Source organism: Pseudomonas sp. 2024-210 (assembly GCF_045062345.1).
In the GTDB taxonomy this organism is placed as follows: Bacteria; Pseudomonadota; Gammaproteobacteria; order Pseudomonadales; family Pseudomonadaceae; genus Aquipseudomonas.
Genome location: NZ_JBJGEJ010000003.1, coordinates 181040 through 205790, shown reverse-complemented (window position 1 = coordinate 205790; position 24751 = coordinate 181040). Strand labels below are relative to the sequence as shown.

At 57.5% G+C, this 24751-nt stretch carries 22 protein-coding genes and 1 pseudogene; 9 read left to right on the top strand and 14 right to left on the bottom strand.

Annotated features, from left to right (window positions below; genetic code table 11):
- The first annotated feature begins 12 nt into the window (after positions 1-12).
- From ACI7MX_RS05640 to ACI7MX_RS05630, 3 genes are all read left to right on the top strand, one after another.
- Positions 13-1035, top strand: coding sequence for a putative 2-aminoethylphosphonate ABC transporter substrate-binding protein (locus ACI7MX_RS05640; RefSeq protein ID WP_405584241.1), 1023 nt, complete (start codon positions 13-15; stop codon positions 1033-1035).
- Between the two features lie 208 nt (positions 1036-1243).
- Positions 1244-2380, top strand: coding sequence for a TIGR03364 family FAD-dependent oxidoreductase (locus ACI7MX_RS05635; RefSeq protein WP_405584244.1), 1137 nt, complete (start codon positions 1244-1246; stop codon positions 2378-2380).
- Positions 2377-2934 (top strand): phosphonate degradation HD-domain oxygenase, encoded by a 558-nt coding sequence (locus tag ACI7MX_RS05630; protein WP_314482988.1) that lies wholly within the window; start codon positions 2377-2379, stop codon positions 2932-2934. Before ACI7MX_RS05635 ends, ACI7MX_RS05630 begins: the two co-directional genes overlap by 4 nt.
- An 82-nt stretch (positions 2935-3016) precedes the next feature.
- Here the strand turns inward: ACI7MX_RS05630 and ACI7MX_RS05625 are convergent, their stop codons facing one another.
- Both ACI7MX_RS05625 and ACI7MX_RS05620 read right to left on the bottom strand, forming a co-directional pair.
- Positions 3017-4381: a GTPase/DUF3482 domain-containing protein gene (locus ACI7MX_RS05625; RefSeq protein WP_405584247.1), complete on the bottom strand. Its 1365-nt coding sequence runs from the start codon at positions 4379-4381 to the stop codon at positions 3017-3019.
- The gene (locus tag ACI7MX_RS05620) at positions 4374-5756 is read right to left on the bottom strand and encodes a DUF2868 domain-containing protein (protein ID WP_405584250.1); all 1383 of its coding nucleotides are present in this window, start codon (positions 5754-5756) and stop codon (positions 4374-4376) included. Before ACI7MX_RS05620 ends, ACI7MX_RS05625 begins: the two co-directional genes overlap by 8 nt.
- Positions 5757-5845: 89 nt before the next feature.
- Here ACI7MX_RS05620 and ACI7MX_RS05615 point away from each other — a divergent pair, with 89 nt between their 5' ends.
- Positions 5846-6358, top strand: coding sequence for a dihydrofolate reductase (locus ACI7MX_RS05615; RefSeq protein WP_405584253.1), 513 nt, complete (start codon positions 5846-5848; stop codon positions 6356-6358).
- Between the two features lie 33 nt (positions 6359-6391).
- Here the strand turns inward: ACI7MX_RS05615 and epsC are convergent, their stop codons facing one another.
- The 4 genes from epsC to ACI7MX_RS05595 all read right to left on the bottom strand — a co-directional run bounded on the left by epsC (position 6392) and on the right by ACI7MX_RS05595 (position 12149).
- Positions 6392-7318, bottom strand: coding sequence for a serine O-acetyltransferase EpsC (epsC, locus tag ACI7MX_RS05610; RefSeq protein WP_314482996.1), 927 nt, complete (start codon positions 7316-7318; stop codon positions 6392-6394).
- 94 nt (positions 7319-7412) lie between these two features.
- Complete coding sequence (locus ACI7MX_RS05605) at positions 7413-8795, bottom strand: M16 family metallopeptidase (RefSeq protein ID WP_405584256.1); 1383 nt, start codon at positions 8793-8795, stop codon at positions 7413-7415.
- An 81-nt stretch (positions 8796-8876) separates the two neighbouring features.
- Positions 8877-10535 carry a Na/Pi cotransporter family protein gene (locus tag ACI7MX_RS05600; RefSeq protein WP_314483001.1) on the bottom strand — a complete coding sequence of 553 codons (1659 nt, stop codon included), beginning with the start codon at positions 10533-10535 and terminating at the stop codon, positions 8877-8879.
- Between the two features lie 306 nt (positions 10536-10841).
- The gene (locus ACI7MX_RS05595; RefSeq protein WP_314483003.1) at positions 10842-12149 is read right to left on the bottom strand and encodes a CitMHS family transporter; all 1308 of its coding nucleotides are present in this window, start codon (positions 12147-12149) and stop codon (positions 10842-10844) included.
- Between the two features lie 274 nt (positions 12150-12423).
- On the opposite strand from ACI7MX_RS05595, the gene rph reads away from it, so the two are divergent.
- Both rph and ACI7MX_RS05585 read left to right on the top strand, forming a co-directional pair.
- Positions 12424-13146 carry a ribonuclease PH gene (rph, locus tag ACI7MX_RS05590; protein ID WP_122786255.1) on the top strand — a complete coding sequence of 241 codons (723 nt, stop codon included), beginning with the start codon at positions 12424-12426 and terminating at the stop codon, positions 13144-13146.
- Between the two features lie 35 nt (positions 13147-13181).
- Positions 13182-13550, top strand: a complete 369-nt coding sequence (locus tag ACI7MX_RS05585) for a DUF4870 domain-containing protein (RefSeq protein ID WP_314483008.1) — start codon at positions 13182-13184, stop codon at positions 13548-13550.
- Between the two features lie 221 nt (positions 13551-13771).
- Here ACI7MX_RS05585 and ACI7MX_RS05580 read toward each other — a convergent pair whose 3' ends face one another.
- The 3 genes from ACI7MX_RS05580 to ACI7MX_RS05570 form a co-directional block, all read right to left on the bottom strand.
- Positions 13772-14158 carry a hypothetical protein gene (locus ACI7MX_RS05580; RefSeq protein ID WP_405584261.1) on the bottom strand — a complete coding sequence of 129 codons (387 nt, stop codon included), beginning with the start codon at positions 14156-14158 and terminating at the stop codon, positions 13772-13774.
- Positions 14155-15531 (bottom strand): hypothetical protein, encoded by a 1377-nt coding sequence (locus tag ACI7MX_RS05575; protein ID WP_405584264.1) that lies wholly within the window; start codon positions 15529-15531, stop codon positions 14155-14157. Before ACI7MX_RS05575 ends, ACI7MX_RS05580 begins: the two co-directional genes overlap by 4 nt.
- 258 nt (positions 15532-15789) lie before the next feature.
- Complete coding sequence (locus ACI7MX_RS05570; RefSeq protein WP_122786258.1) at positions 15790-16569, bottom strand: exodeoxyribonuclease III; 780 nt, start codon at positions 16567-16569, stop codon at positions 15790-15792.
- A gap of 82 nt (positions 16570-16651) precedes the next feature.
- Here ACI7MX_RS05570 and pyrE point away from each other — a divergent pair, with 82 nt between their 5' ends.
- Positions 16652-17293 (top strand): orotate phosphoribosyltransferase, encoded by a 642-nt coding sequence (gene pyrE / locus ACI7MX_RS05565; protein WP_153377465.1) that lies wholly within the window; start codon positions 16652-16654, stop codon positions 17291-17293.
- Positions 17294-17367: 74 nt separating this feature from the next.
- Here pyrE and argB read toward each other — a convergent pair whose 3' ends face one another.
- The 4 genes and pseudogenes from argB to coaBC form a co-directional block, all read right to left on the bottom strand.
- Complete coding sequence (argB, locus tag ACI7MX_RS05560) at positions 17368-18273, bottom strand: acetylglutamate kinase (protein WP_405584268.1); 906 nt, start codon at positions 18271-18273, stop codon at positions 17368-17370.
- A 26-nt stretch (positions 18274-18299) separates the two neighbouring features.
- A pseudogene (locus tag ACI7MX_RS05555) lies at positions 18300-19709 on the bottom strand (phosphomannomutase/phosphoglucomutase); the annotation flags it as partial.
- A gap of 295 nt (positions 19710-20004) precedes the next feature.
- Positions 20005-20460, bottom strand: coding sequence for a dUTP diphosphatase (gene dut, locus ACI7MX_RS05550; protein ID WP_405584271.1), 456 nt, complete (start codon positions 20458-20460; stop codon positions 20005-20007).
- 5 nt (positions 20461-20465) lie between these two features.
- Entirely contained in the window at positions 20466-21674 is a 1209-nt protein-coding gene (coaBC, locus tag ACI7MX_RS05545) for a bifunctional phosphopantothenoylcysteine decarboxylase/phosphopantothenate--cysteine ligase CoaBC (RefSeq protein WP_122786263.1), read from the bottom strand.
- Positions 21675-21797: 123 nt separating this feature from the next.
- On the opposite strand from coaBC, the gene radC reads away from it, so the two are divergent.
- Positions 21798-22472, top strand: coding sequence for a DNA repair protein RadC (gene radC / locus ACI7MX_RS05540; RefSeq protein WP_314486062.1), 675 nt, complete (start codon positions 21798-21800; stop codon positions 22470-22472).
- 3 nt (positions 22473-22475) lie between these two features.
- On the opposite strand, the gene ACI7MX_RS05535 is transcribed toward radC, so the two are convergent.
- Positions 22476-24062 (bottom strand): ABC transporter substrate-binding protein, encoded by a 1587-nt coding sequence (locus tag ACI7MX_RS05535; RefSeq protein ID WP_405584276.1) that lies wholly within the window; start codon positions 24060-24062, stop codon positions 22476-22478.
- A gap of 450 nt (positions 24063-24512) precedes the next feature.
- Between ACI7MX_RS05535 and rpmB the strand changes: the two genes are divergently transcribed.
- Positions 24513-24746: a 50S ribosomal protein L28 gene (gene rpmB, locus ACI7MX_RS05530; RefSeq protein WP_019410280.1), complete on the top strand. Its 234-nt coding sequence runs from the start codon at positions 24513-24515 to the stop codon at positions 24744-24746.
- Positions 24747-24751 lie beyond the last annotated feature (5 nt).

Below are 24751 nucleotides of genomic sequence, written 5' to 3'. Positions count from 1 at the left end.
AGGAACCGCACCATGTTCAAACCACTGGCTCTTGTCGCTGCTGTCCTCACTGCCTTTAGCGTTAATGCGTTGGCTGCAAAAACCGGATTGACCGTATACACGGCGCTTGAAGCCGAGCAGTTGAAAACCTACAAGCAGGCTTTCGAGAAAGCCAACCCGGACATTGAAATCAAATGGGTGCGCGATTCCACCGGCATCATCACGGCCAAATTGCTGGCCGAAAAAGACCGTCCGCAAGCTGACGCGGTATGGGGACTGGCGGCGTCCAGTCTGGCGATTCTTGATCAGCACGGCATGTTGCAACGCTACGCGCCTAACGACTTGGGCAAAATCGGCGCTAACTACCGTGATGCGGCCAACCCGCCCGCGTGGGTGGGGATGGACGTGTGGGCCGCGACCATTTGCTTTAATACCATCGAAGCTGAAAAGCAGGGGCTGCCCAAGCCGGTGAGCTGGCAGGACCTGACCAAGCCTGAGTACAAAGGCAAGATCGTCATGCCCAACCCGGCTTCATCCGGCACAGGCTTTCTGGACGTGAGTGCTTGGTTGCAGACCTTCGGCGAGAAGCAGGGCTGGCAGTTTATGGACGCGTTGCACCAGAACATCGGACAGTACGTTCACTCGGGTTCCAAGCCGTGCAAGTTGGCGGCGGCGGGTGAATTCCCGATCGGTATTTCGTTTGAATACCCGGCCGTGCAACTCAAGCGTCAGGGTGCGCCGCTGGACATCGTATTGCCGAAAGAAGGTCTGGGTTGGGAAATTGAAGCCACGGCGGTGATCAAAGGCACCCCGCACGAAGAGGCGGCGAAAAAGCTGGCTGATTTCTCTGCCAGTGCGGTAGCGATGGACCTTTATAAAGAGAACTTTGCCGTGCTGGCGCAGCCGGGGCTTGCCAAGCCGCAAACTGAATTGCCTGCGGATTATGAGCAGCGACTGATCAAAAATGATTTCGCCTGGGCTTCGAAGAACCGCGACAGCATTCTGGCTGAGTGGCGCAAGCGCTATGACGGCAAGTCTGAGAAAGCGGCGCAATAACTACCCTCACCCCAACCCTCTCCCAGAGGGAGAGGGGGCTGGACAGGGGAGTGACTCAATCGTGTGCATGACTCACATCTGCTCCCTCTCCCTCTGGGAGAAGGGACTTTACTCGGTTGTATCTCAATCGTGTGTACGACTCCTATCTGCTCCCTCTCCCTCTGGGAGAGGGCTGGGGTGAGGGTCGAGGTTATTCAAGGACTTCAACATGCCCCACTCGCAATCAATTCTTATCGTTGGCGCAGGCATTCTGGGGCTATCCCATGCTTTCGCTGCCGCCAAACGGGGACTCAAGGTTCAGGTCTTCGAGCGCACCGGTACGCCACTGGGTGCCTCAGTGCGCAACTTTGGCCAGGCATTGGTCACAGGCCAGCCGCCGGGCGAAATGCTTGATCTGGCCCGTGCCAGCCGCAGCCTCTGGGCCGAGTGGTCACGCCACGCGGGCTTTGATCTCAAGCGTAACGGTTCCTATCTGTTCGCCCGCACTGAAGCTGAAGAGCACTTGTTGGAAGCCTTCTGCCAAGGCCGGGCTCTTGAGTATGACTACCGCGTCGAACTGCTGCGCAGAGCCAAGCTAAATGCCCTGTACGACGGTCAGTTCAGTCATCACCGGGCCGCCTTGCACGGCCTTGATGACCAGTTGGTGTATTCGCGCGAAGCCATCCCGTCGCTGGTCGACTACCTGCAACGTGAACTGGGCGTTGAGTTCCACTTTTCGACCTTGGTGCGCGACGTTGAGCCTGGGCAAGTGCACACCACAGCAGGCAACTTCAAAGGCGAACACGTGATTGTATGTGCAGGCCACGACTACCTGACACTGTTGGCCGAACCGCTGGCCACGCTCAACCCGCAGACCTGTCGACTGCAAATGCTGCGGGTACGTCCCAAGGTCGAAATGAACCTGCAACATGCGTTGCTGACCGGGCTCAGTTGCGTGCATTACGGTGCATTTGCCGACTTGCCAGAAGCAGCGGCCGTGCAGGCGCAAATCCTGCGTGACTGCCCTCATCTGGATCAGCACGGTATCCATCTGCTGGTCAGTCCCACCCCTTATGGTGATCTGATCATCGGCGATTCCCATGATTACAGCCGCGATCCTTCGCCGTTCAACGGCGAACAGGTCGATAACTGGATGTTGCAACTGTGTGAAGAAACCCTCGGGTGTGAAGTCCAGGTCGTTGAACGCTGGCAGGGTGTTTACGGAGCACGGGGTGCCAAGCCATTCACCTGTTTGGAAGTAGAGCCGGAGTTGAGTGCCGCGCTGATGCAAACGGGTGTCGGCATGAGCGTAGGCCCCGCGATGGCTGAGGCTCATATCGCCCGACTGCTGGGAGAAAGAGCATGACGCCTGCACAGCACGTGGTTGAAGCCGTATTTGGGTTGTATCAGCAACACGGTGCTGAAGATTACATCGGCGAGCCGGTGTCCCAGATCGAACACATGTCTCAGGCCGCGCAGTTGGCGCTGGATGAGGGCTGTGACGATGAAGTGGTGTTGGCGGCTTTTTTTCACGATATTGGGCACTTCTGTGGCGAAGAGGCACAGAACATGGGCGCATACGGGGTGGTCAGTCACGAGCGGTTGGGCGCGGATTATCTGCGTCAAGCAGGCTTCAGTGAGCGGGTTGCCAGACTGGTGGAATATCACGTGCAGGCCAAGCGCTATCTAACCCTGCGACAACCCGGCTATTACGCGTTGCTGAGTGAGGCGAGTATTCGCACCTTGGGTTATCAGGGCGGCGTCATGAGCGAAGCCGAGGCGGATGCGTTCGAGCGCGACCCGTTGTGTGCCCTCAGTTTGCGCATGCGGGCGTGGGACGAGCAGGCCAAGCACGCGAATGTACCGTTGATTGATCTGCACATGCTCAAGGACAAAGCCCTGCGCCTGCTTACTCTGTAGCCGCTGCCGAAGGCTGCGTCCGAGCGCAAAGCGGTCGTAAAATCACGTCGCCTTCGGCAACTGCTACGCAAAAGTGGCGATGCTATATCTGTTGTGCCAATGCCTCAATCTGCTCCTGTCGCTCGGCCTGACTGAGCTTGGGATGCGGGTTGAGCGATGACCACTGCGGGTATGCCCGAGCTTTTTTCAGGGCTTCGGGCAGTTTGCCTTCGCGCCAGGTTTTGTCCTCGGGCGTGGCCACTTTGATGCTGTCGACCGCCGCATGCCCGCGCGCATTCAGCGCATGCAGCAGTTGACGTTGGCGCAAGGCCAACAAGCGCAGCACGCTGTCGTCCACGGTCAATTCCCGTTTGCCCTTGAGCTTGCCCAACAGGCGGCTGCCATAGCTGCGCGCGGTTTGCAGTGCACCCCCGGCAATTGCGCCCGCCAATGCAGCTGCGCCCAGTGTCAGACCACCGACCATCAAGTCCACGCCCGCACCCGCAGCGGCGCCCGCGGCAACGCCGCTGCCAACACGCACACCCAATTGCTTGAGGGTTTCGGGGTTGAACAAATCATTGCCCCAGCGTCCGTCCAGCAGTGGCAAGTCGCTGGCCGCCGCGTCATTGGAGCGAAAGCCATAGAGTTTGAGCAGGGCTTCAACACAGCGTTGTTCGCGCTGACGCACCGCTTCGCGCAGTTGATTGATCGCCTGTTGTTCAATGGCCTTCTCGCTGGCCACGCTGCGGCGACAGGCTGCGCAGTCGATCAACAATTCGGCAATCAGGCGCAGGGCGCTGCGCTTGCGGGCTTCGCGCTGTGCCTCCTGGTCGGTCAGCAAGCGCTGCAAGGCGTCCCGAGAATGCTCCAGCAGCAGGGCGAGGCTCTCATATAAACGGCGCTCCCCATCCTCTGGCGGGGCCACGCTGTCAAACCGCACCAGAGCATGCAGGCCAAGGCGAGCCAAGGCGTCACGCCACTCCGGCTCGCGGTGCTGCGGGCTGCTGACGAAGTTGAGTACGGGCAATAGCGGTTTACCGCAACTGGACAACACGCTTAATTCGTCACGGTATTTGGCCAGCACGGGCTCACGGGCATCGATCACATACAGACCGGCGTCTGAGGCCAACAGTTGGCGCAGCACTTTGGCTTCTTGTTCAAAGCGCTGACGCGCCTCGCTGCCGTCGAGAAAGCGGGCCACCCGCGCCGGGCCATCAAGCCGCTCGCCGGGGCGGTCGAGGCGTTCCAGGTAGTCGAGCAGAGCAATGGCGTCTTCCAGCCCCGGTGTGTCGTACAGCTCCAGCAGCGGTTCACCGTCCACTGATAGTCGTGCACCTTCAACATGACGTGTGGTGCTGGGGCGATGGGACACTTCACCAAAGCCAACATCGCGGGTCAGGGTGCGCAGCAACGAGGTTTTACCGACGTTGGTATGGCCCACTACGGCCAGCGTAAGTGGTTTAGTCATGGCCATTCTCCAGCCAGTTCAGCGGGGCACTGGCGGCATAGGGCAGACCTAGCTGATCCAGTGCCGTGTGCCAGTCGCTCAGGCGATCAGCGTCCAGTGCCTGGCCGGGCGGGGCTTGCAACAGCCATACGCGGGTTTCGCTGGCGCTGCGGGCCAGTTCGCCAATCAACGCCAGACTGCCGCGATCCGGTGAGCGACGTGGGTCGCAGGCGATGGCCAGTCGGCTCGGGGGAAAGCGGGTCATCTGCTCCAGCAGCTTTTGTCGCGATTCGCGGGTGTCGAGGATGCCGGCGTCCTTGACCGTTACGGGCAATTTGGGAGGCCACGGGTGCTGATCGTCTAGCTCAATGGCCACGATCAAGGCGCCATCGGTGTGCAGGTCACTGCTACCGGCGCTCACGTTATGCAACTGATCGGGGGCGATATCGTTGACCCCGAGACGCTCACTGCTGGGCATCAGGCGCTCGCGTAACGGGCTGTAACCGGGCAGATTGAGGTCCAGTTGCAGCGTCCGGCGGCCGACTTTCCAGCGCCACAGGCAGAAGACGGCGAGCAACAGACGCGGCATGACCCCGTAAATCAGCACCACGCCCACCAACCAGACCGCCCACGCCTGACGCACCAGTTCATTGTTGTAGAGGCTGGAGTCATTGCTGACGCGGATCATCTCCACGGTCGGTACGTTGAACCCTAGCCAGTTCGGCAGCGCCCCCAGTGCGCGGGTGGCGGCGACGAAGACGTCCGCACCCAGAATGGTGGTTTCCCAGATAAAGCCGTAGCGCCGGGTCGCCATCAACAAGAGCATCATCACCAGCGCACTGAGCATCGCCAACAGCCACAGGCCATTGACCAGTGTGCCGAGTGCCCAGCGATTAAGCTTGCGCCGTTGCAGCAATAGCACTAATGCGGGGGCCAATTGCGCGGCCTTGGCGTCACGCGCGAGCTTTTCGCTCAGCCATAACCACAATCGGCCCAGGCTGGCCCCGTGCTCCCCGGCAAACAACACACCGAGCACCCAGCTGACCAGCAGAATCAGGTTCAGGCCCAGCAGGCTGCCCAGCGCCCAAAAGACGTTAACGGGTGTTCTGCCGTCGCCCAGCGCAGCAAATGCCAGCCCGGCACCGCTGACAACGGCCAATACGGCCAACACCAGCAACGCCAGCCTCGCGCCTTGTAACCAATGCTGCATGGCGTCAAGCAAACCATCGCGCTTGGCCAGCCACAGGGCACGGTTTTGGACGCGTGCCGGCAAGTCGCCGCCACTGGCGCGGGCATGGCGATTGGCTTCAAGGTCGTCCAGCGGGCCGGCGTGTTCTTCACGCAGGCGCACGGTTTCGGTCAACCAAAGGCGTTGCAAAGGGGAAAGTTGAGTCACAGGCCAGTCCATTCAAGTGAGCCATGAGCATAACCGCTGTTAGTCAGGCGGGGTACTGCGGGTGCGGGTGGCTCTGGTATTCTCGCGCCATGAAAAAAACACTCCCTCTTAGCCTGATCGCGGCCCTTGCTGAAAACCGCGTGATTGGCGTCGATAACAGCATGCCGTGGCATTTGCCTGCGGATTTCAAGTATTTCAAGGCAACCACGCTGGGTAAGCCGATCATTATGGGTCGTAAAACCTGGGATTCGCTGGGCCGCCCGTTGCCGGGTCGCTTGAATCTGGTGGTCAGTCGTCAGACCGATTTACACCTTGAAGGTGCCGAGGTCTTTGCCTCTCTCCAAGACGCCATTGAGCGCGCAGAGGAATGGGCTGAAGAGCAGGGCGTCAGCGAAGTGATGTTGATTGGTGGTGCGCAACTGTACCGCCAGGGGTTGCCGGATGCCGACCGGTTGTACCTGACGCGGGTGGGCCTGAGCCCGGTGGGCGATGCGTGGTTTCCTGAGTTTGATCACACGCAATGGACGCTGGTGTCAGAAGAATTGCATGCAGCGGCCGATGGTAAGCCCGCGTTCAGCTTTGAAGTGTGGGAAAGGGCTTAAGCGCGAGCAAAAGCCCTACTCATGTGGACTGTTTTACTTCTGTGTGCCGTCATCGTGCAGCAAGTTGGCCTGGGTCAGGTTGCTGCCTGCGGGCACGCTGCGGGTTAGCCACACATTGCCGCCAATCGTCGTCCCTTGCCCGATGGTAATACGCCCCAAAATGGTCGCACCGGCATAGATCACCACATCATCCTCAACAATCGGATGGCGTGGATGGCCCTTCTGTAATTGCCCCGATTCATCGGCCGGGAAACGCTTGGCCCCTAACGTCACGGCTTGATAAATCCGTACTCGCTCGCCAATGATCGCGGTCTCACCAATCACGACGCCGGTTCCATGGTCGATAAAGAAACTGCGGCCAATCTGAGCACCGGGGTGAATGTCGATACCGGTGGCCGAGTGAGCGATCTCGGCGCTGATGCGCGCCAGCAGCGGCAGCCCGGCACGGTACAGATGATGAGCCAGGCGGTGATGAATCACCGCCAGAATCCCCGGATAGCACAACAACACTTCATCAACGCTGCGCGCCGCCGGGTCACCGTGGTACGCCGCCAGTACGTCCGTGTCCAGAATGCTGCGCAGTTTGGGCAACGCCAACGCGAAGTCCTGAATCAACAGCGTTGCGGTCGCGTCCACGCCATCATCGGGCAGACCGCCCTGACGCGCCGCGTAACGCAACTCCAGTCGCGCCTGAATCAGCAACGCATTCAGTGCGACGTCCAGCGTGTGACCCACGTAGAAATCTTCGCTTTCTTCACGCAGGTCAACCGGCCCCAGACGCATCGGAAACAAGGCACCGCACAGGGCTTCCAGAATGTCTGCCATGGCCGCACGCGAGGGTAATTCACGGCCGCCCTGTTCACCGCTGACGCGCCCGTTTTGCGTGCGCCACTGGTTACGTGCCGAGCGCAGTTGGCTGACGATGGTTTGCAATTGCCAAGGATGGGAACGATCACTCACGATGCATACTCCGCACACTGGCGGCTGATTTGAACAGCCGCGAATGGCAATGATTTTACGGTATCAAACCGTTTCGGGTTGTAACAATTAGGGCTCAGTGCCGACGATGACGCCAGACTCGCCAACACAGGGCCAGCACCAGCAATACCCCCAGAGCACCCAGGATGGCGAGGCTCAGGCTGTTATAACTGAACAGCGGCTTCTCGATGCGCACATACCCGGGTTCAGCGAACAGCTCACGCATGGCGACGTTGGCCTGATCAAGACTGATAGCCTGTAGCTGCTTGGCCGGATCGCTAAAGTGGCCGTCTTCGTAGTCGCCCATCGAGGCCCAGTAATAGTCGGCCAGCGCGCTGTTACCTTGCGACGCCCACGCTTGACGGGCGACGGCCGCGTTTTTGAGGCGGGCAAATATTTCAGGGTTGAGGCCGTCCTTGAGCAGGTTCGCCTTGAGTTGCTCAACCACCTCACGGGCGCGAGGGACATCGTCGCGCTCCAGATCCGCATTAAGGCTCAAAAATCCGACCCCTCCGAACACTTCACGCTCAGCCCAGGGCCCATACGACAGCCCCTGTTTGAGCCTGAGTTCGCTGTACAACGCCCACTCCAGATAATCCCTGAGCAGGTTCCAGGTGTCGTCACTTTGGCCCTCGATCACGGGCTCGGGCAGTAACCAGTGGAGTTTGGCGGTATTGCCCACCACCCCACGGATCAGCACCCGTTCGGCATCGGCCTTGGCATCAATTGCTGCCAGTGGTTTGTGCTCGCTGGGTTCCACCGGTTCGAGTGCGCCGTAGGTGCGTTCCAGGTAGGCCGGCAGCAGGCGATCCAGGTCACCGACAATGATCAGCGTCATGTTGTTGGGGGCGTACCAGTCTTGAAGTACCGTTTGAAGTTGCTCGCGGGTGAGGTTGTGCACTTCGGCGCGCTCGGCGCATTTGAGGCCTAACTCAACCGCCAGTTGATTACTAGCGCTGTGGCCCAAATCCTGACGATCGAGCCAGCGTTGCAAGTGCGAATAATGGCCGCCGTCTTCACGCTCAACCACGTGCTTGGCTTCGCTGATGCGCTGGTCCGTCAGCGGGGTGCGGGTGAGCAAACTCAACAGCAGGTCGAGCACTTTTCGTTGGTTTTTGGCCGGTGCTTCGATCACAAAGGTGGTGTCGGCATGGCTGGTAAAGGCATTCCATTCACCGCCCAAGGCTTGCATGCGTTCCTCAAGGCCGCCCTCGCCGCTGTCGTCAGTGCCGCTGAACAGCAAGTGCTCCAGCAGATGCGGCAACTGTTGCTCGGCGCAGCTGAAGTCGTCCAGCCCCACGCCGACGACCAGCCGGATGGCCACGTGCCCGCGTTCGCTGCCCGGCTTGAGTATCAGTTGCAAGCCATTGGGGAGCTGGTAGCCCTCCACGCTGTAACGATCAAGTGCATAGCTTTTGGCGGCGCCTAGCAACAGGCAAATCAACAGCAGGCAACGCATAAAAAATCCTACGGGGGTGGGCAAACAGACTGTGCAGGTTAGTCGCTGCTTACAGACTGACAACGTCCCGGCGTGCAACGTTCACGGCGAATGTTGAGTGTCCGCTGTTTCATTAAGCTCCAGCGCCCCGATTTCAGAGGTTTCCAGCACCACGTAGGCGCTGCCGCAAAACAGCGAATTAAGCCGTTGCATATCGGCGATCAGTTCAAGATGCACGGAGCTGGTCTCGATACTTTGAGTGATTTTTCGTTGCAGGCGACTGACGTGGGCGTGGGCCAAGCGCCGTTCTTGTGCACGAAAGCGACGTTTCTCGCGCAGCAGTTGGCGAGCACTGTGAGGGTCTGAGTTCAGGAAAACCGTCAGCCCCAAGCGCAGGTTTTCGATCAGGTGAGTTTGCAGGCCCACCAGCTCTTCAAGCCCGGTTTCAGAAAACGCACGGCGCTGTGACGTTTTCTGCTGCTGGACTTTACGCAACATGCGTTCGATCAGGTCGCTGGCGAGTTTGAGGTTGATCGCCAGTTCGATAATTTCAGCCCAGCGCCGACTGTCCTGCTCGCTCAAGTCCTCGCGGGGCATTTGCGCCAGATAGAGTTTAACGGCGCTGTAGAGCACTTCGACTTCATCGCTGAGGGTGCGCATTTGCTGGGTGATCGCAGTTTGTTTGCCGCGCAATACGTCGAGCATATTGACCAGCATGGTGTCGATCACGTCGCCAATGCGCAGGGTTTCACGCACGGCATTGGTGAGTGCCAGGCTGGGCGTGTCCAGTGCAGCGGGGTCAAGATGACGGGGCTTGATGACGCCATTGGTTTGTTCTTGCTCGGGCAACATCCAGGCGCACAGCCGGGCCATAACGCCAACGGTGGGCAGCAACAAAAAGCATCGCGCTGTGTTGTAGAGCAGGTGAAAGCCGATCACCAGTTCTTGGGCACTGTAGTTGAGGCCATCCATCCATTCGACCAGCGGATCAAGCACCGGCATGATCAGCAGTAAACCGATCAGCTTGTAGAGCAAGCTGCCCAGCGCCACCTGCCGACCTGCCGCGTTTTGCATGTTGGTACTGAGCAAGGCCAGCACGCCGCTGCCGATGTTGGCACCAATCACCAGGCCGATGGCTACGTGCAGGCTGATCACCCCCGCGCCCGCCAGGGTTGCGGTCAGCAGCACGGCCGCCAGGCTTGAATAGGAGACCATCGCGAACAGCGCTCCCACCAAGGCATCGAGCAGCAAGTCGCCGGTGAGTGAGGCGAATATGACCTTCACGCCTTGGGCGTGGGTGATGGGGCCTGCGGCTTCAACAATCAGTTGCAGCGCGAGAATGATCAGCCCAAGTCCGATTCCGACCCGGCCCAATTGACCGGCGCGGGTCTGCTTGCGCGACAGAAAGAAAATCACCCCGAGAAAAATCAGCAGCGGCGACAGCCATGAGAGGTCGAAGGTCAGCACTCGCGCCATTAACGCGGTACCGACATCAGCGCCCAGCATGGTTGCCAGTGCTGGCGTGAGCGCCATCAGCCCTTGGCCGACAAAGGAGGTGACCAGCATGGCCGTGGCGTTACTGCTTTGCACCATGGCCGTGACGACAATGCCTGCGACAAAGGCAAACATGCGTTTGGAAACGTTGCGCCCGATGACATGGCGCAAGTTGGTGCCGTAAACCCGCAAAATGCCGGTTCGCACGATATGCGTGCCCCAAATCAGCAGGGCCACAGCGGACAGTAAATTGAGCAGGGTCAGCATGCTGGCTCCCTGTGATGGATGTGTCGAAGGATCAGATAGCTGCGGGGAATTCCTACAGATGTTTCTTAAGATGTAGTAGGCAAATGAGCATAGCGCCAGCATTGCACAGCTGGCGTGGTCTTGAAACATTTCTGAAATATATTACTCGCACCCTATTCCGTAGCAGCTGCCGCAGGCTGCGTCCGGCGACAGCGTCGCCGTAAAAAAACAGAAGCCTCAGCGTGTCGGTAGAACCGAGCGCTCTGAATTTACGGCCGCTTCGCAACCGAACGCAGCCTGCGGCCGCTGCTACGGGTGCGTGTGGGTTTAAAGCGTACTGAACAATGGAAAGGTGCCCAGCAGCAACGCCGCGACCATGATGCACAGGCACACCAGAATCGCCCATTTGAGGGTGAAGCGCTGGTGATCACCAAATTCGATACCGGCCAGCGCCACCAGCAGGTAAGTCGATGGCACCAGGGGACTCAGCAAGTGCACAGGCTGGCCGACAATGGAGGCGCGGGCCATTTCAGCGGCGGTAATGCCGTAATGACTGGCCGCTTCGGCTAGGACGGGCAACACACCGTAGTAGAACGCATCGTTGGACATGAAGAAGGTGAACGGCATGCTTACCAACGCGGTAATTACCGCCAGATAAGGCCCGAGCGAGGGCGGAATAACCGCCAGCAAGCTTTTGGACATGGCATCGACCATGCCGGTGCCCGACAGGATTCCGGTAAAAATACCCGCCGCAAAAATTAACCCGACCACGGCCAGCACGCTGCCGGAATGGGCCGCGACGCGGTCCTTTTGCTGTTGCAGGCACGGGTAGTTGACGATCATGGCAATGCTGAACGCCACCATAAACAGCACAGGCAAGGGCAGCAGGCCCGCAATCAAGGCCACCATCAATGCAAGGGTCAGTGCACCGTTAAACCAGATCAGCTTTGGCCGACGTGCATCCGGGAACTGCGAGACGCTGATTTCGCTGTGATCGACTTCATCGCCTTGCAGGTGCAACTCGCCCAGGCGGGCACGTTCACGCAGGCCATAGCACCACGCGATGGCCAGAATGGCCGCACACCCCGCGAGCATGGCCGGGATCATGGGGACAAAGATGTCAGAGGGATCAACGTGCAGCGCACTGGCGGCGCGCGCGGTAGGGCCGCCCCACGGGGTCATGTTCATCACGCCCCCGGCCAGAATGATCAACCCGGCCATGATCCGCGGGCTCATGCCGATACGGCTGTAGAGCGGCAGCATGGCCGCCACGCAAATCATGTAGGTGGTTGCCCCATCGCCATCCAGAGACACCACCAACGCCAGCACGGCGGTGCCTACGGCGATTTTCAGCGGGTCGCCCTTGACCAGTTTGAGGATTTTGCGCACGGCCGGATCGAACAGGCCGGAGTCAATCATCAAGGCGAAGTAGAGGATGGCGAACATCAACATCACCCCGGTAGGGGCGAGTTTGGTGATGCCTTCAAGCATCATCGGACCGATTTTCGGGGCAAAACCGCCGAACACGGCGAACAGGATGGGCACCAGAATCAAGGCGATCAGCGCCGACAGGCGCTTGGTCATGATCAGGTACATGAACGTAATGACCATGGCAAAGCCAAGGAAGGTCAGCATAAAGTCACCCTTATTATTGTTGTGGGTTTGGCGCTGACTGCGTGAGGCAATGCAGTTCAGGCCGGCCGGTCTTTTGCCGGTGATGACGGGATGTTAGAGGGGAATACTTTCAGCCAGCTTTCGCGGCTGAAATATCTGATGCAGGTTAGGCCGTTTTCGATGCTCAAACGGGCGTATGGCAGACGTCAGGGACAGTGGGTGCTTTTAGGCGTGTTCTATGAAGCCATGCCCTTTATAATGCTCGACAGTTTTCCGTCCCGTACAGGTATCCCACATGAAACGTCCAAGTGGTCGCGTTGCCGATCAGCTGCGCTCGATCCGCATCACCCGCAACTACACCAAACACGCAGAGGGTTCTGTACTGGTCGAGTTCGGTGACACCAAAGTCATCTGCACCGTCAGCGTTGAGAACGGCGTGCCGCGCTTCCTGAAAGGCCAGGGCCAAGGCTGGTTGACCGCCGAGTACGGCATGCTGCCACGCGCCACCGGTGACCGGAATCAGCGTGAAGCCAGCCGCGGCAAACAAGGCGGGCGCACACTCGAAATCCAGCGCCTGATCGGCCGCTCCCTGCGCGCCGCACTCGACATGTCCAAGCTGGGCGACATTACCCTGTACGTCGACTGCGACGTGATCCAGGCTGACGGTGGTACGCGCACGGCCTCGATCACGGGTGCCATGGTGGCGCTGGTCGACGCTCTCAAAGTCATCAAAAAACGCGGTGGCCTCAAAGGTGGCGACCCGATCAAGCAAATGATTGCAGCGGTATCGGTCGGTATGTATCAAGGCGTGCCTGTGCTTGACCTCGACTATCCTGAAGATTCGGCAGCCGAGACCGACCTGAACGTGGTCATGACCAGCAGCGGTGGTTTCATTGAAGTCCAAGGTACTGCCGAAGGCGCGCCGTTCCAGCCTGAAGAGCTGAACGCCATGCTGGCATTGGCCCAAAAAGGCATGAACGAAATCTTCGCTCTGCAGCAAGCTGCATTGGCGGACTGATTGCCCAAGCCTTCAACCCCTAACTGGAGAACGTCATGAGCGAGCTAGACCTTTCAAAACCCGAGCCGAGCCGCGACGCTCGTAAATGGGCCATGTTTTGTCACTTCTCGGCGTTCCTGGGGATGTGGTTCCCGTTTGGCAGTCTGATCGGGCCGCTTGTCGTGTGGCAGCTCAAACGCGACAGCGACCCCTTTATCGACGACCAAGGCAAGGAAGCCCTGAATTTCCAGATCACTGTGGCGATAGCTTCGGCCATTTGCTACGTGCTGATGTTCGTGCTGATCGGCTTTGCCTTATTGGGGCTGGTGCTGATTGGCGCGGTCGTACTGGTGGTGATTGCCGGGGTCAAGGCTAATGACGGGATCGCTTATCGCTATCCCTTCACGTGGCGACCGATCAAGTAAAGGTTACTGCGCGGTTTCAGACAAAAAGGCCCACGTAGGGGCGCACTGCTGTTTACTTAAGACACTGACCGAAGTGTCTTGCTGTTAAGTGCTGCGGTGAAGACCAAGAAAAACGGCGCTTATTCATTTTTGGGTAGGCGCCGTTTTTGCTTTAGCGAACAGCGTTGCACGCTGAGATGAGCTTATAAGTCAGTAAGAGCAAAACTGGGATTGGAGCGGATTTAATGATGCCAGCCAACGATTTTCCCGATAACCCATAGTATAAAAGCGGCGCTCAAAAGCAGAATGATACTCCAGTGCATAATTAAGAGCTTTCGTCTCAGCATGAAGGGAAGCTTGGATAAATCGTCTGCGTTTAACTCACCCCTTTTTAAGTAAAAATTCGGGAATGTGATAATTCCTGAAATTCCTCCAACCAGCAATAACTTCCCCCACGGTCCTCCATGTCGCAATGGAGCTCTTACCATTATCGCAGGGCAGTTTTTTAAATGAGTCAATATCAGATCTATCTTGGTATAGGCCAAATGAAGAGCGATACTGATCCAAACTAAAACACCCAGTAGAACCAATCCCCCGGTATAGCCAAAAATGTACTCAGCGGTACTCATTTGCTGTGCTCATAAATAACCTCGCCGAGCTCTTCTCCGGCCGCACCCAAAATTAAACCTCCGACAAGAGATCCAGTCCCGACAACTAACACGCCACAGATTAATGTGCCAATACCAACAGTTGGTGGGCCAACAGCTAAACACGCCATTCCGACAGTTGTTCCTGTTAGAGCTGCGCCCGCAGCTGCACCTCCAGCGATGCCGCCAACGAACCCTCCCGCCTCGGTAAATTTAACTTTCCTGCAAGCCTCTGCATCACCCGCTGCACACACATCCTGAACCTTCATGACTGACGCGCCGCCACCAATAGCGGTGCCAATCCAGCCGCCGTACTTCACATACTTGGCCGCCCTGGACACGCCTTCAATATGGGTTGCATACCCGGGAATTTGATCCGCTCCGCCTGCCAACGTCCAGCGATGAATCAGGCTGCGGCTGGAAATGCCCAGCGCACTTTTGAGATTAGGGTGGTCAGGGAACCCGATACTTTTGCGGGTCAGAGCCGTGAGGTTCGTGTTGAGCTGTGCCAACAAACGCTTACGTTCGGCAAAGAACTCAGCGGTTTTTAGGCCACCACTCGCTTCAAATGTCCTTACATGCAGCGCTTCAATATCCTTCATGAGCAGTTTCACATCGTCCAGGTTTTTGGCAAACATCGCCTCGCCCATGCCGATGGACGTCGACGCGTGAGCAAAAAAGGATTCGAACTCTTCACGGTGCCTCACCATAAAGTCCGCTTCTTCGGGGCTGAGTTCTTTGATTGCATCGTTGGTTTTGGACGCCGCCTGCATCAAGATGGCTTCTTCTCGGGTGCAGTGCAGGTTATTCGGATCGCTTAATACGATCATGGTCCCCGCGTTGATGTTGCCGAGATTCGGATTTAAGGCCTCAAACTTACTCATTACTGCAGGATCTTGAGCCGCGAACAATGCGGCTTTCAATCGTTCGCCCGTGGTGCTTTTCATGACGATATAGAAGCCAGGTTCTTCGGGTTGTGGCTTCGGCTTTTGTCTAAGAACAGGTTCTGTCTTTGCCGGCGTCGGTTTCTCAGGCTCTGCAGGCGCAGCAAAACTTCCTGGCCAGCCTCGGCCAGTGATGTGGTAATACTTATTGAAGGTGTCTTCACTCAACGGACTAAAAGGATCATCCGTCACCAACAAAAACGTACCTTCTTCGACGCCTTTTACTATTTCTTGATGCGTTAGCGGCCGGCCGCTTGGCCACGTGGTGTCAATGTCAAATAAGCTCAGCGTGCTGAAAGGCGACCTTAAGGCGCTCTCAACCTTACTTTGGGCAAAAAATGGTGACTCAATCCGGTGTAAACCAATACCCAGACGTTTGCGATCCTCTCGACGGATTAGTCGCATGTACATAGCGTATGTCCTTAATAAAGTGCCGGAGACACCGCGACCTCTACAGGCCTAACCGATGAAGTCCGCGGACTGTATCGGGCAGCTTTATTAAGTTGCTATCAGCCATTTCCCTTAATTTGGCAGGCTGTTTCCTGGTATGTAGGCACTGTATCCCTCAACGCCACAGCATGACCGCCTGATCACTCGGCCCCGACAAATTCGGCATACAAAAAAGGCCCGTATCTTTCGATACGGGCCTTTTTTTGACGGCGAAAACACTTAGATAGTCAGTGTCCAGTCGTAGTCAACGATCAGCGGCGCATGTTGCGAGAAGCGTGGCTGACGCGGCAAACGAGCGCTTCTAACAAAGCGGCGCAGGCCCGGGGTCAACAACTGATAATCGAAACGCCAGCCCAGATTAAGCATCTCGGCCTGTTCGTTGTCAGGCCACCAGCTGTACTGGTCGCCTTCGCGACTGACTTCACGCAGGGCATCGACATAGCCCATGTTGCCGACAATCTCATCCATCCAGGCCCGCTCAGGCGCCAGGAAACCAGGAGATTGCTGGCCGTCACGCCAGTTTTTGACATCGAGTTTCTGCTGCGCCACATACAGTGAGCCGCAATAGATGTACTCGCGACGTTTGCGGCGCTGTTTATCCAGATAGCGGGCAAAGTCGTCCATTAACTTGAATTTTTGATTCAAGTCTTCATCGCCATTCTGCCCCGAAGGGAGCAGCAAGGTCGCGATGCTGACCTTGTCGAAATCAGCTTGCAGGTAGCGCCCGTAGCGATCAGCCGTTTCGAAGCCAAGCCCCGTGATGACGGCTTTCGGCTGCAACCGCGAATACAAAGCCACGCCACCTTGGGCAGGAACTTCAGCTTCGCAGGCATAAAGAAAGTAGCCATCCAGCTGGTAGGCCGGATCGTCCAACTCAAAGGCGGAGGCGCGGGTGTCCTGCAGGCAAATAACGTCGGCATTCTGAGCTTGCAGCCAACTGAGCAAACCGCGCTCGACTGCCGTCTGAATGCCATTAACGTTCACACTGATGATCCGCATAAATGGCCCCAAAAATCACGTGCGTGTATGATACACGCCGTCATACTAATTAGCTAAATCCGTGGTATCCAGGGCCTTTTTCATGCAAACGTATCAGCGCGACTTCATCCGTTTTGCCATTGATCGCGGCGTTTTGCGCTTCGGTGAGTTCACCTTGAAGTCCGGGCGCACCAGCCCTTACTTCTTCAACGCCGGCTTGTTCAACACCGGTTCAGCGCTGGCTCAGCTGGGGCGCTTCTATGCCGCCGCGATCGTAGACAGCGGCATTTCCTTCGACGTGCTATTTGGCCCGGCTTACAAAGGTATACCTTTGGCGGCGACCACGGCCGTGGCATTGGCTGAACATCACGAACGCGACATGCCGTGGTGTTTCAATCGCAAGGAAGCCAAGGCTCACGGCGAAGGTGGCAGTCTGGTTGGCTCCGCGCTTGAAGGCGATATTCTGATCATCGACGACGTGATTACGGCGGGCACCGCCATCCGTGAAGTGATGCAGATCATTCAGGCCCAAGGCGCAAATGCCGCAGGCGTACTGATTGCCCTGAACCGTCAGGAGCGTGGCAACGGCGAGCTGTCGGCCATTCAAGAAGTTGAACGTGACTTCAACATTCCGGTCGTCAGCATTGTTTCGCTCAACCAAGTACTGGAATTTCTGGCTGAAGACGAAACACTCAAACAGCACCTTCCTGCGGTAGAAGCCTATCGGGCGCAGTACGGGATCTAACCCGCACAGCAAAACACCGCAGCCATAAAAAAGCCCCCGTCCGGACACGCCGGACGGGGGCTTTTTTGCATCGGTTATACAGATTTGCTGTTGGTAATCAGCGTGCCTACACCAGTGTCGGTGAAGATTTCCAGCAGTACCGCATTAGGTACGCGGCCGTCGACGATGTGCGCGGTGGTCACGCCACCTTGCACGGCCTCCAGTGCGCAGCGGATTTTAGGCAGCATGCCGCCGTAGATGGTGCCATCGGCAATCAGGTCATCGACCTGCGCGGTGGTCAGGCCGGTCAGCACTTTGCCTTCTTTGTCCATCAAGCCGGCAATGTTGGTCAGCAGCATCAGCTTTTCGGCCTTCAGCGCTTCGGCAACTTTACCCGCCACCAGATCGGCGTTGATGTTGTAAGACTCGCCATTCTCGCCCACGCCAATCGGTGCGATCACGGGGATGAAATCACCCTTGGTCAGCATGTTTAGCAGATCAGTGTTGATACCGACCACTTCACCGACATGACCAAAATCGATGATTTCCGGCGTGGTCATTTCTGGCGTCTGACGAGTCACGAGCATTTTTTTGGCGCGAATCAGCGTGGCATCTTTACCCGTCAGGCCGATGGCGCTGCCACCATGGCGATTGATCAGGTTGACGATCTCTTTGTTCACGTGACCGCCCAGCACCATCTCAACCACGTCCATGGTTTGCGAGTCGGTCACGCGCATACCGTCGATAAAATGGCTCTCGATGGACAAACGCTTGAGCAGGTCACCGATTTGTGGGCCACCACCGTGAACGACCACCGGGTTGATACCCACGGCCTTCATCAACACGATGTCGCGAGCAAAGCCGGTTTTCAGCTCATCGTTCTCCATTGCGTTGCCGCCGTACTTGATCACCAGCGTCTTGCCGACGTAACGGCGAATGTAGGGCAGCGCTTCGGACAAAACCTTGGCGACGTTGGAGGCGGCATCACGTTCGAGGGTCATTCAGGGCTCCGGTAATACAAAGTCGATCAAAACGGTAGGGAGAGGTCAGGTGCCACACGCTTCAATTGAGCGTGAAAAACATCCTTGATTCGTTGCAGTTCGGTCTCGGATTCAGCCTCAAATCGCAGCACCAGCACCGGCGTAGTGTTGGATGCGCGAACTAGGCCCCAGCCGTGCGGGTAGTCGACGCGAACACCATCAATAGACGTCAGCTTGGCGTCGTCACCCCATTGAGCGTCGTGCAAGGCGTCAATGATGCTGAATTTGCTCTCATCCGTCACATCGATATTGATTTCTGGCGTAGAAATATCGTTCGGGAAGGTCTCAAACAGTTCTTCGGCGCTCATTTCTTGCTTGCTGAGCACTTCCAGCAGGCGGGCAGCGCTGTAAATGCCATCATCAAAACCGAACCAGCGCTCTTTGAAGAAGATATGCCCGCTCATTTCGCCGGCCAGCAAAGCCCCGGTTTCTTTCATTTTCTTTTTGATCAACGAATGACCGGTCTTCCACATCAGTGGACGGCCGCCATATTCTTTGATCAGAGGGGTCAGAAGACGCGTGCACTTCACATCGAAGATGATTTCGGCAGCCGGATTACGGGTCAGTACATCCTGGGCGAACAGCATCAACAAACGATCAGGGAACACCATCGTGCCCGTATTGGTCACCACGCCTACACGGTCGCCGTCGCCATCGAAGGCCAGCCCGAGATCAGCGTTGGTTTCTTTGACCTTGGCAATCAAATCCACCAGATTTTCTGGCTTGCCCGGGTCCGGGTGATGGTTGGGAAAGTTGCCATCGACCTCGCAGAACAGCGGTATCACTTCACAGTTCAACGCTTCGATCAGTTGGGGCGCAATGACCCCGGCCGCGCCGTTTCCGCAGTCGACCACCACCTTCAGGCGTTTGGCCAGCTTGATGTCTTTGGTAATTTCATCGCAATAGCGCGGCAGAATATCGACTTGGGTGATGGTGCCTTCACCTGAGGTCAAGTCATTGGTTTTAAGGCGGGTATGCAGCGCCTGAATCTGCTCGTTGGCCAGCGTGTCGCCCGCGATGACGATTTTGAAACCGTTGTAGTTCGACGGGTTATGGCTGCCTGTGAGCATTACGCCCGACTTGCCCGCCAGCACATTCGCGGCGTAATACAGCGCGGGGGTTGGCACCAGGCCCACATCGCTGACGTGGCAGCCGCTGTCCGCTACACCCTGAATCAGGCGCTCAACCAGTTCCGGACCCGATAAGCGGCCGTCGCGACCTACCGACACGTTAGGTTCGCCTTGAGCCAAGCTCTGCGAGCCGATGGCCCGTCCTACCCAGTAGGCAGTTTCAGCAGTCAACGTGGTCGGCACAACGCCTCGAATGTCGTAGGCGCGAAAAATACTGTCGGGGAACTTCGGTGCAACCGTAGCGGGACTGCTCATTACAGGGGACTCCATGGTCTGTCAGAGAATTCAATAGGCGCGTTGAAACGATCAGGCGCGCAAAAACGACTGAGCGCTACGGCATGCAATCACGGGGGTGACGGGATACTGTTGAACGCAAACTGAAGGTTTGGACGGTGTTTTGGCGCGAGAGTTCGAGAGGCCATTTGGCATCACTGGGCTTATGGCACAAGGCTGCTATTGAATTCGAGTCTGAAAAAGGTATCCCGATCTGGGCGAGAATCATCCTGAATTAACCCGCCAGATGCATCTGCTCGGGCAGGGCGCCCGAGCGGATGCTTCACCGTCAAAGCTTTCCGGAGTGCCCGAAACCGCCAGCACCACGTTGGCTTTCGTCAAACGCTTCAACCATCTCAAAGTGTGCTTGCACCACTGGCACCAGCACTAACTGAGCGATGCGCTCGCCGATGGTGATGTTGAAGGCGGTCTGGCCACGGTTCCAGCACGAGACCATGAGCTCGCCTTGGTAATCGGAGTCGATCAGACCGACCAGGTTACCCAGCACGATACCGTGCTTATGGCCCAGCCCCGAGCGTGGCAGGATCAGTGCAGCGAGGCCCGGATCACCAATGTAAATCGACAGGCCAGTGGGAATCAGCAGGGTTTGCCCCGGCTCCAGCACGGTGTCCTGTTGGAGCATGGCGCGCAGGTCGAGGCCCGCGGAGCCGGGTGTGGCGTACTGCGGCAACGGAAATTCGTTGCCAATGCGTGGATCGAGAATTTTGGCTTGTAAAGCGTGCATACGAGTTAAACCTGGTTCAGACGTTCGGCGATAAAAGTGATCAGCTGGCGGGCAATCTTGCCCTTGCTGGTCTGGGCAAACACAGTGGCGTGCAATTGGCGATCAATCACGCTGCACGCGTTCTCCTCGCTGTTGAAACCAATGCTGGGGTTAGCCACGTCATTGGCGACAATCAGGTCAAGGTTCTTGTCCTTCAGCTTGCGCGCAGCGTAATCGAGCAGGTGCTCGGTTTCTGCGGCGAAGCCGACACTGAAGGGACGGTCAGGGCGTGTAGCAATGGTGGCCAGGATGTCGGGGTTGCGCACCATTTGCAGCAACAGGCCGTCACCTTTGGTAGGGTCTTTCTTGAGTTTTTGCGGGGCGACAACTTCTGGGCGGTAATCCGCGACGGCAGCCGAGGCAATAAACACGTCACAGGGGATCGCTGCTTCACATGCCGCGAGCATGTCGCGGGCACTGACGACATCAATGCGACTCACCCGATCCGGGGTCGGCAAGTGCACCGGGCCGGTAATCAGGGTCACGCGGGCACCGGCTTCAACCGCCGCTTCGGCGAGGGCAAAGCCCATTTTCCCCGAGCTGTGGTTAGTGATGTAACGCACCGGATCGATGTTTTCCTGCGTCGGTCCAGCGGTAATCAGCACATGTTTGCCGGTCAACAGCTGGCGCTGAAAGCACTCTGCTGCGCAATGCACCAGATCATCGGCTTCCAGCATGCGTCCAAAGCCCACGTCGCCACAGGCCTGGCTCCCAGAGGCCGGCCCAAACACGCGCAAGCCGCGGCTTTGCAGCAATTGAGTGTTGGCTTGAGTGGCAGGATCGCGCCACATGGCCTGATTCATCGCGGGCGCAATGGCGACCGTGGCATCCGTGGCGAGCACCAGCGTGGTCAGCAGATCATTGGCCAGCCCTTGGGCAAGGCGCGCGATCAGGTCAGCGGTCGCAGGCGCAATAAGCACCAGATCGGCCCACTTGGCCAGCTCGATATGACCCATTGCGGCCTCTGCCGCAGGGTCGAGCAAGTCCAGATGAACGGGGTGCCCGGAAAGGGCCTGCATGGTCAGGGGGGTGATGAATTCGCTGCCACCGCGCGTCATCACAACGCGGACTTCGGCGCCTTGATCCAGCAGGCGGCGAACCAGCTCTGCACTCTTGTAAGCCGCGATGCCGCCGCCGACGCCCAAAACAATGCGTTTTCGATACAGCCGCTGCATAGGCCTGCCTTTTAGTTCGATGATGACTGCGCGGAAAATGGCCAAATGCCACGCAAAAATGATGGGCTAAGATAACACAGCGCCTGCTAGGGAACAGCGGGCGACCACTCACACGGAGGTGTTATGAGTATCAGAGATTGGCCCGCGGGCGAACGACCGCGCGAGAAACTTTTAGAGCATGGGTCATCCAGTCTTTCTGATGCCGAGCTATTGGCAATCTTCCTGCGCACCGGGGTTTCCGGCAAAAGCGCTGTTGATCTGGCCCGCCATCTACTCAATGAGTTCGGGAGTCTGCGGGCTTTACTGGAGGCGGACTTGAGCTCATTTTGCCGACCGCTTGGGCTTGGTCCAGCCAAGTTCACCCAGTTACAGGCCGTCCTTGAAATGGGTCGCCGTCACTTGGCCGAGCGTTTGCGTCGTGATTGCGCGCTGGAGAGCCCGCAGGCGGTTCGTGATTTCCTTACAGCACAACTGCGCCATGAGCCGCATGAGGTGTTCGGGTGCCTGTTTATGGACACCAAACACAGAATGCTGGCCTTTGAAGTGTTGTTTCGCGGCTCTATCGACAGCGCTAGCGTGTACCCGCGCCAAGTGGTCAAGCGTGCACTCGCGCACAACGCCGCTGCAGTGATTTTCTGTCATAACCACCCGTCAGGTATCAGTTTGCCGAGCGAGGCCGACCGCGCGCTGACCCAGCGCCTCACCGAGGCGCTGGATTTGATTGAGGTGCGAGTGCTGGATCATTTTATTGTCGGCGAAGGCCAGCCGCTTTCAATGGTTGAGCACGGCTGGATGTAAGGATTAAGGCTTGACGCTGACGGTCGAAAAATCCTGCCTGCCAAACGGGTTAACCTGATAACCCTGTACGTTTTTGCGGGTCAGTGCGTAAGCCGTTGGGTGTGCCAACGGTAGCCAAAGCGCTTGCTGCTGAATCAGCCCTTGGGCTTTTTGATACAGCGCGCTGCGTTTGTCCTGATCGGTGAGGGTTTTGCCCTCGCTGATCAAGGTGTCCAGCGTTTTGTCGCAATAACGCGCAAAGTTAGTCCCGGACTTCACTGCCGCGCAGGAAAATTGTGGTGTGAGGAAGTTATCCGGGTCGCCGTTGTCTCCGGCCCAGCCCATGAACAACAAGTCATGTTCCCCTGCCTTGGCGCGCCGAATCAATTCACCCCATTCAATCACCCGAATATCCGCCTGAACGCCAATTTTGGCCAAGTCAGCCTGCAATAACTGCGCACCCAGACTTGGGTTGGGGTTCAGCACACTGCCTGTCGGGCGTGTCCAGATCGTTGTTTTGAACCCGTCCTTGAGGCCCGCTTTGGCCAGCAGCTCCTTGGCTTTTTTTGGGTCGTAAGCGTAACCCGGCAAATCCTTGGCATAGCTCCAGGTGGTGGCCGGGTAGATGCCGTTAGCCGCCTGAGCGCTGTTTTCGAATACAGCTTTAAGGTAGGAGTCTTTATCGAATGCGAGGTTGATCGCTTGACGCACTTCAGGTTTGTCCAGGGGCGGATGCTGGCTGTTGATGGCCACAAACGCAGTCATAAAGGCCGGTGTCTGAGCGACGCTTAATGCCGGGTCTTTGGATGCGCTGTCCACGTCCAGCGGTTTTGGCGACAGGGCTATCTGGCATTCATTGCGACGCAGTTTCTGCAGGCGTACGTTGGCGTCTGGCGTAATGGCGTAAATCAGTCCGTCTACCGAGGGCTTGCCCGCGAAGTAATCAGGATTGGCCTTGTAGCGCACCACCGCATCTTTCTGAAAGCGCGTGAAGACAAAGGGGCCTGTGCCAATCGGCTGGCTGTTCATCAGCTCTGGGGTGCCAGCCTTGAGGAGCTTGTCGGCATACTCGGCTGAATAAATCGAGGCGAAACCCATGCTCAGTTCTGGCAGGAACGTGGAGTCTGGATGGCTTAGGGTAAAGCGCACGGTGAGCGGGTCAGGCGTCTCGATTTTTTTGATCAGTGCTGGCAATTGCAAAGATTGCGCATGAGGGAAACCGCTTTGGGCAACTTTGTGCCACGGGTTGGCAGGGTCGAGCATGCGCTCGAAGCTGAAACGCACGTCGTCGGCGTTCAGTTCCCGGCTCGGGGTGAAATATTTGGTGGTGTGAAATTTGACCCCGGGGCGCAATTTGAAATCGTACACAAGGCCATCAGGGGACACTGACCAGCTTTGTGCCAGCCCCGGCACCAACTTGCCCGTATGCGCGTCAAAGTCCACCAGCCGGTTCATCAGCACGTCTGCGGAGGCATTGGTGGTGGTGAGCGAGTTGTATTGCACCACGTCGAACCCTTCTGGGCTTGCCTCGGTGCAAACGGTCAGTGTTGCCGCGTGAACCCACGGGCTCAAGCACATTGTCAGCAAAAAGGGGGCGGCAGCGAGGCGCATGGTGTGTTTCCTTTGCAAGTCGATGGGGCCCATCTGCGAGTGCAGTCTGGAAAAGTCCTACCGTAGTGCGCGGGTAGACAAATGACTACCGTTTTAACGCGTAATCTGTGGTGTCGCTGTGAAGCAAGAATGTATGCAGCACCCTCTGCCTTGGACAATGCTGACTGAAACCTTTCATCTCGCGACGAGCGGTTGTAGATAGCCGGACATAGGCTTTAGCGCGGATTGGCGCTAGAATGCGCGCTAAATTAATTACAGCAAATCACATCGCTTGTTGTTGCTCTTTAGTCTTTCTGGTATAAAGCAGCGCTCTTTTCTAGGGGCCCGGTTCCTGCGTTTGTAGGTGTAGCCGGTAAGACCCTTAAAGAAACGCGGCGCCTGGCGCCATGACTGAGAGATTAAGCGGCCAACCCATGCCGGGTTGGGCATGTGGTTTTAGAGGGCTGAGGCATGTCGAGAGTCTGTCAAGTTACCGGTAAGGGTCCGGTGACTGGGAATAACATTTCCCACGCAAATAACAAAACCCGTCGTCGTTTCCTGCCGAACCTGCAGCATCACCGCTTCTGGGTTGAAGAAGAGAAACGTTTTGTTCGTCTGCGCGTATCTGCTAAAGGCATGCGTATCATCGACAAGCGCGGCATCACTGTCGTGTTGGCCGAAATCCGCCGTGCTGGCAAGATCTAAGGGAG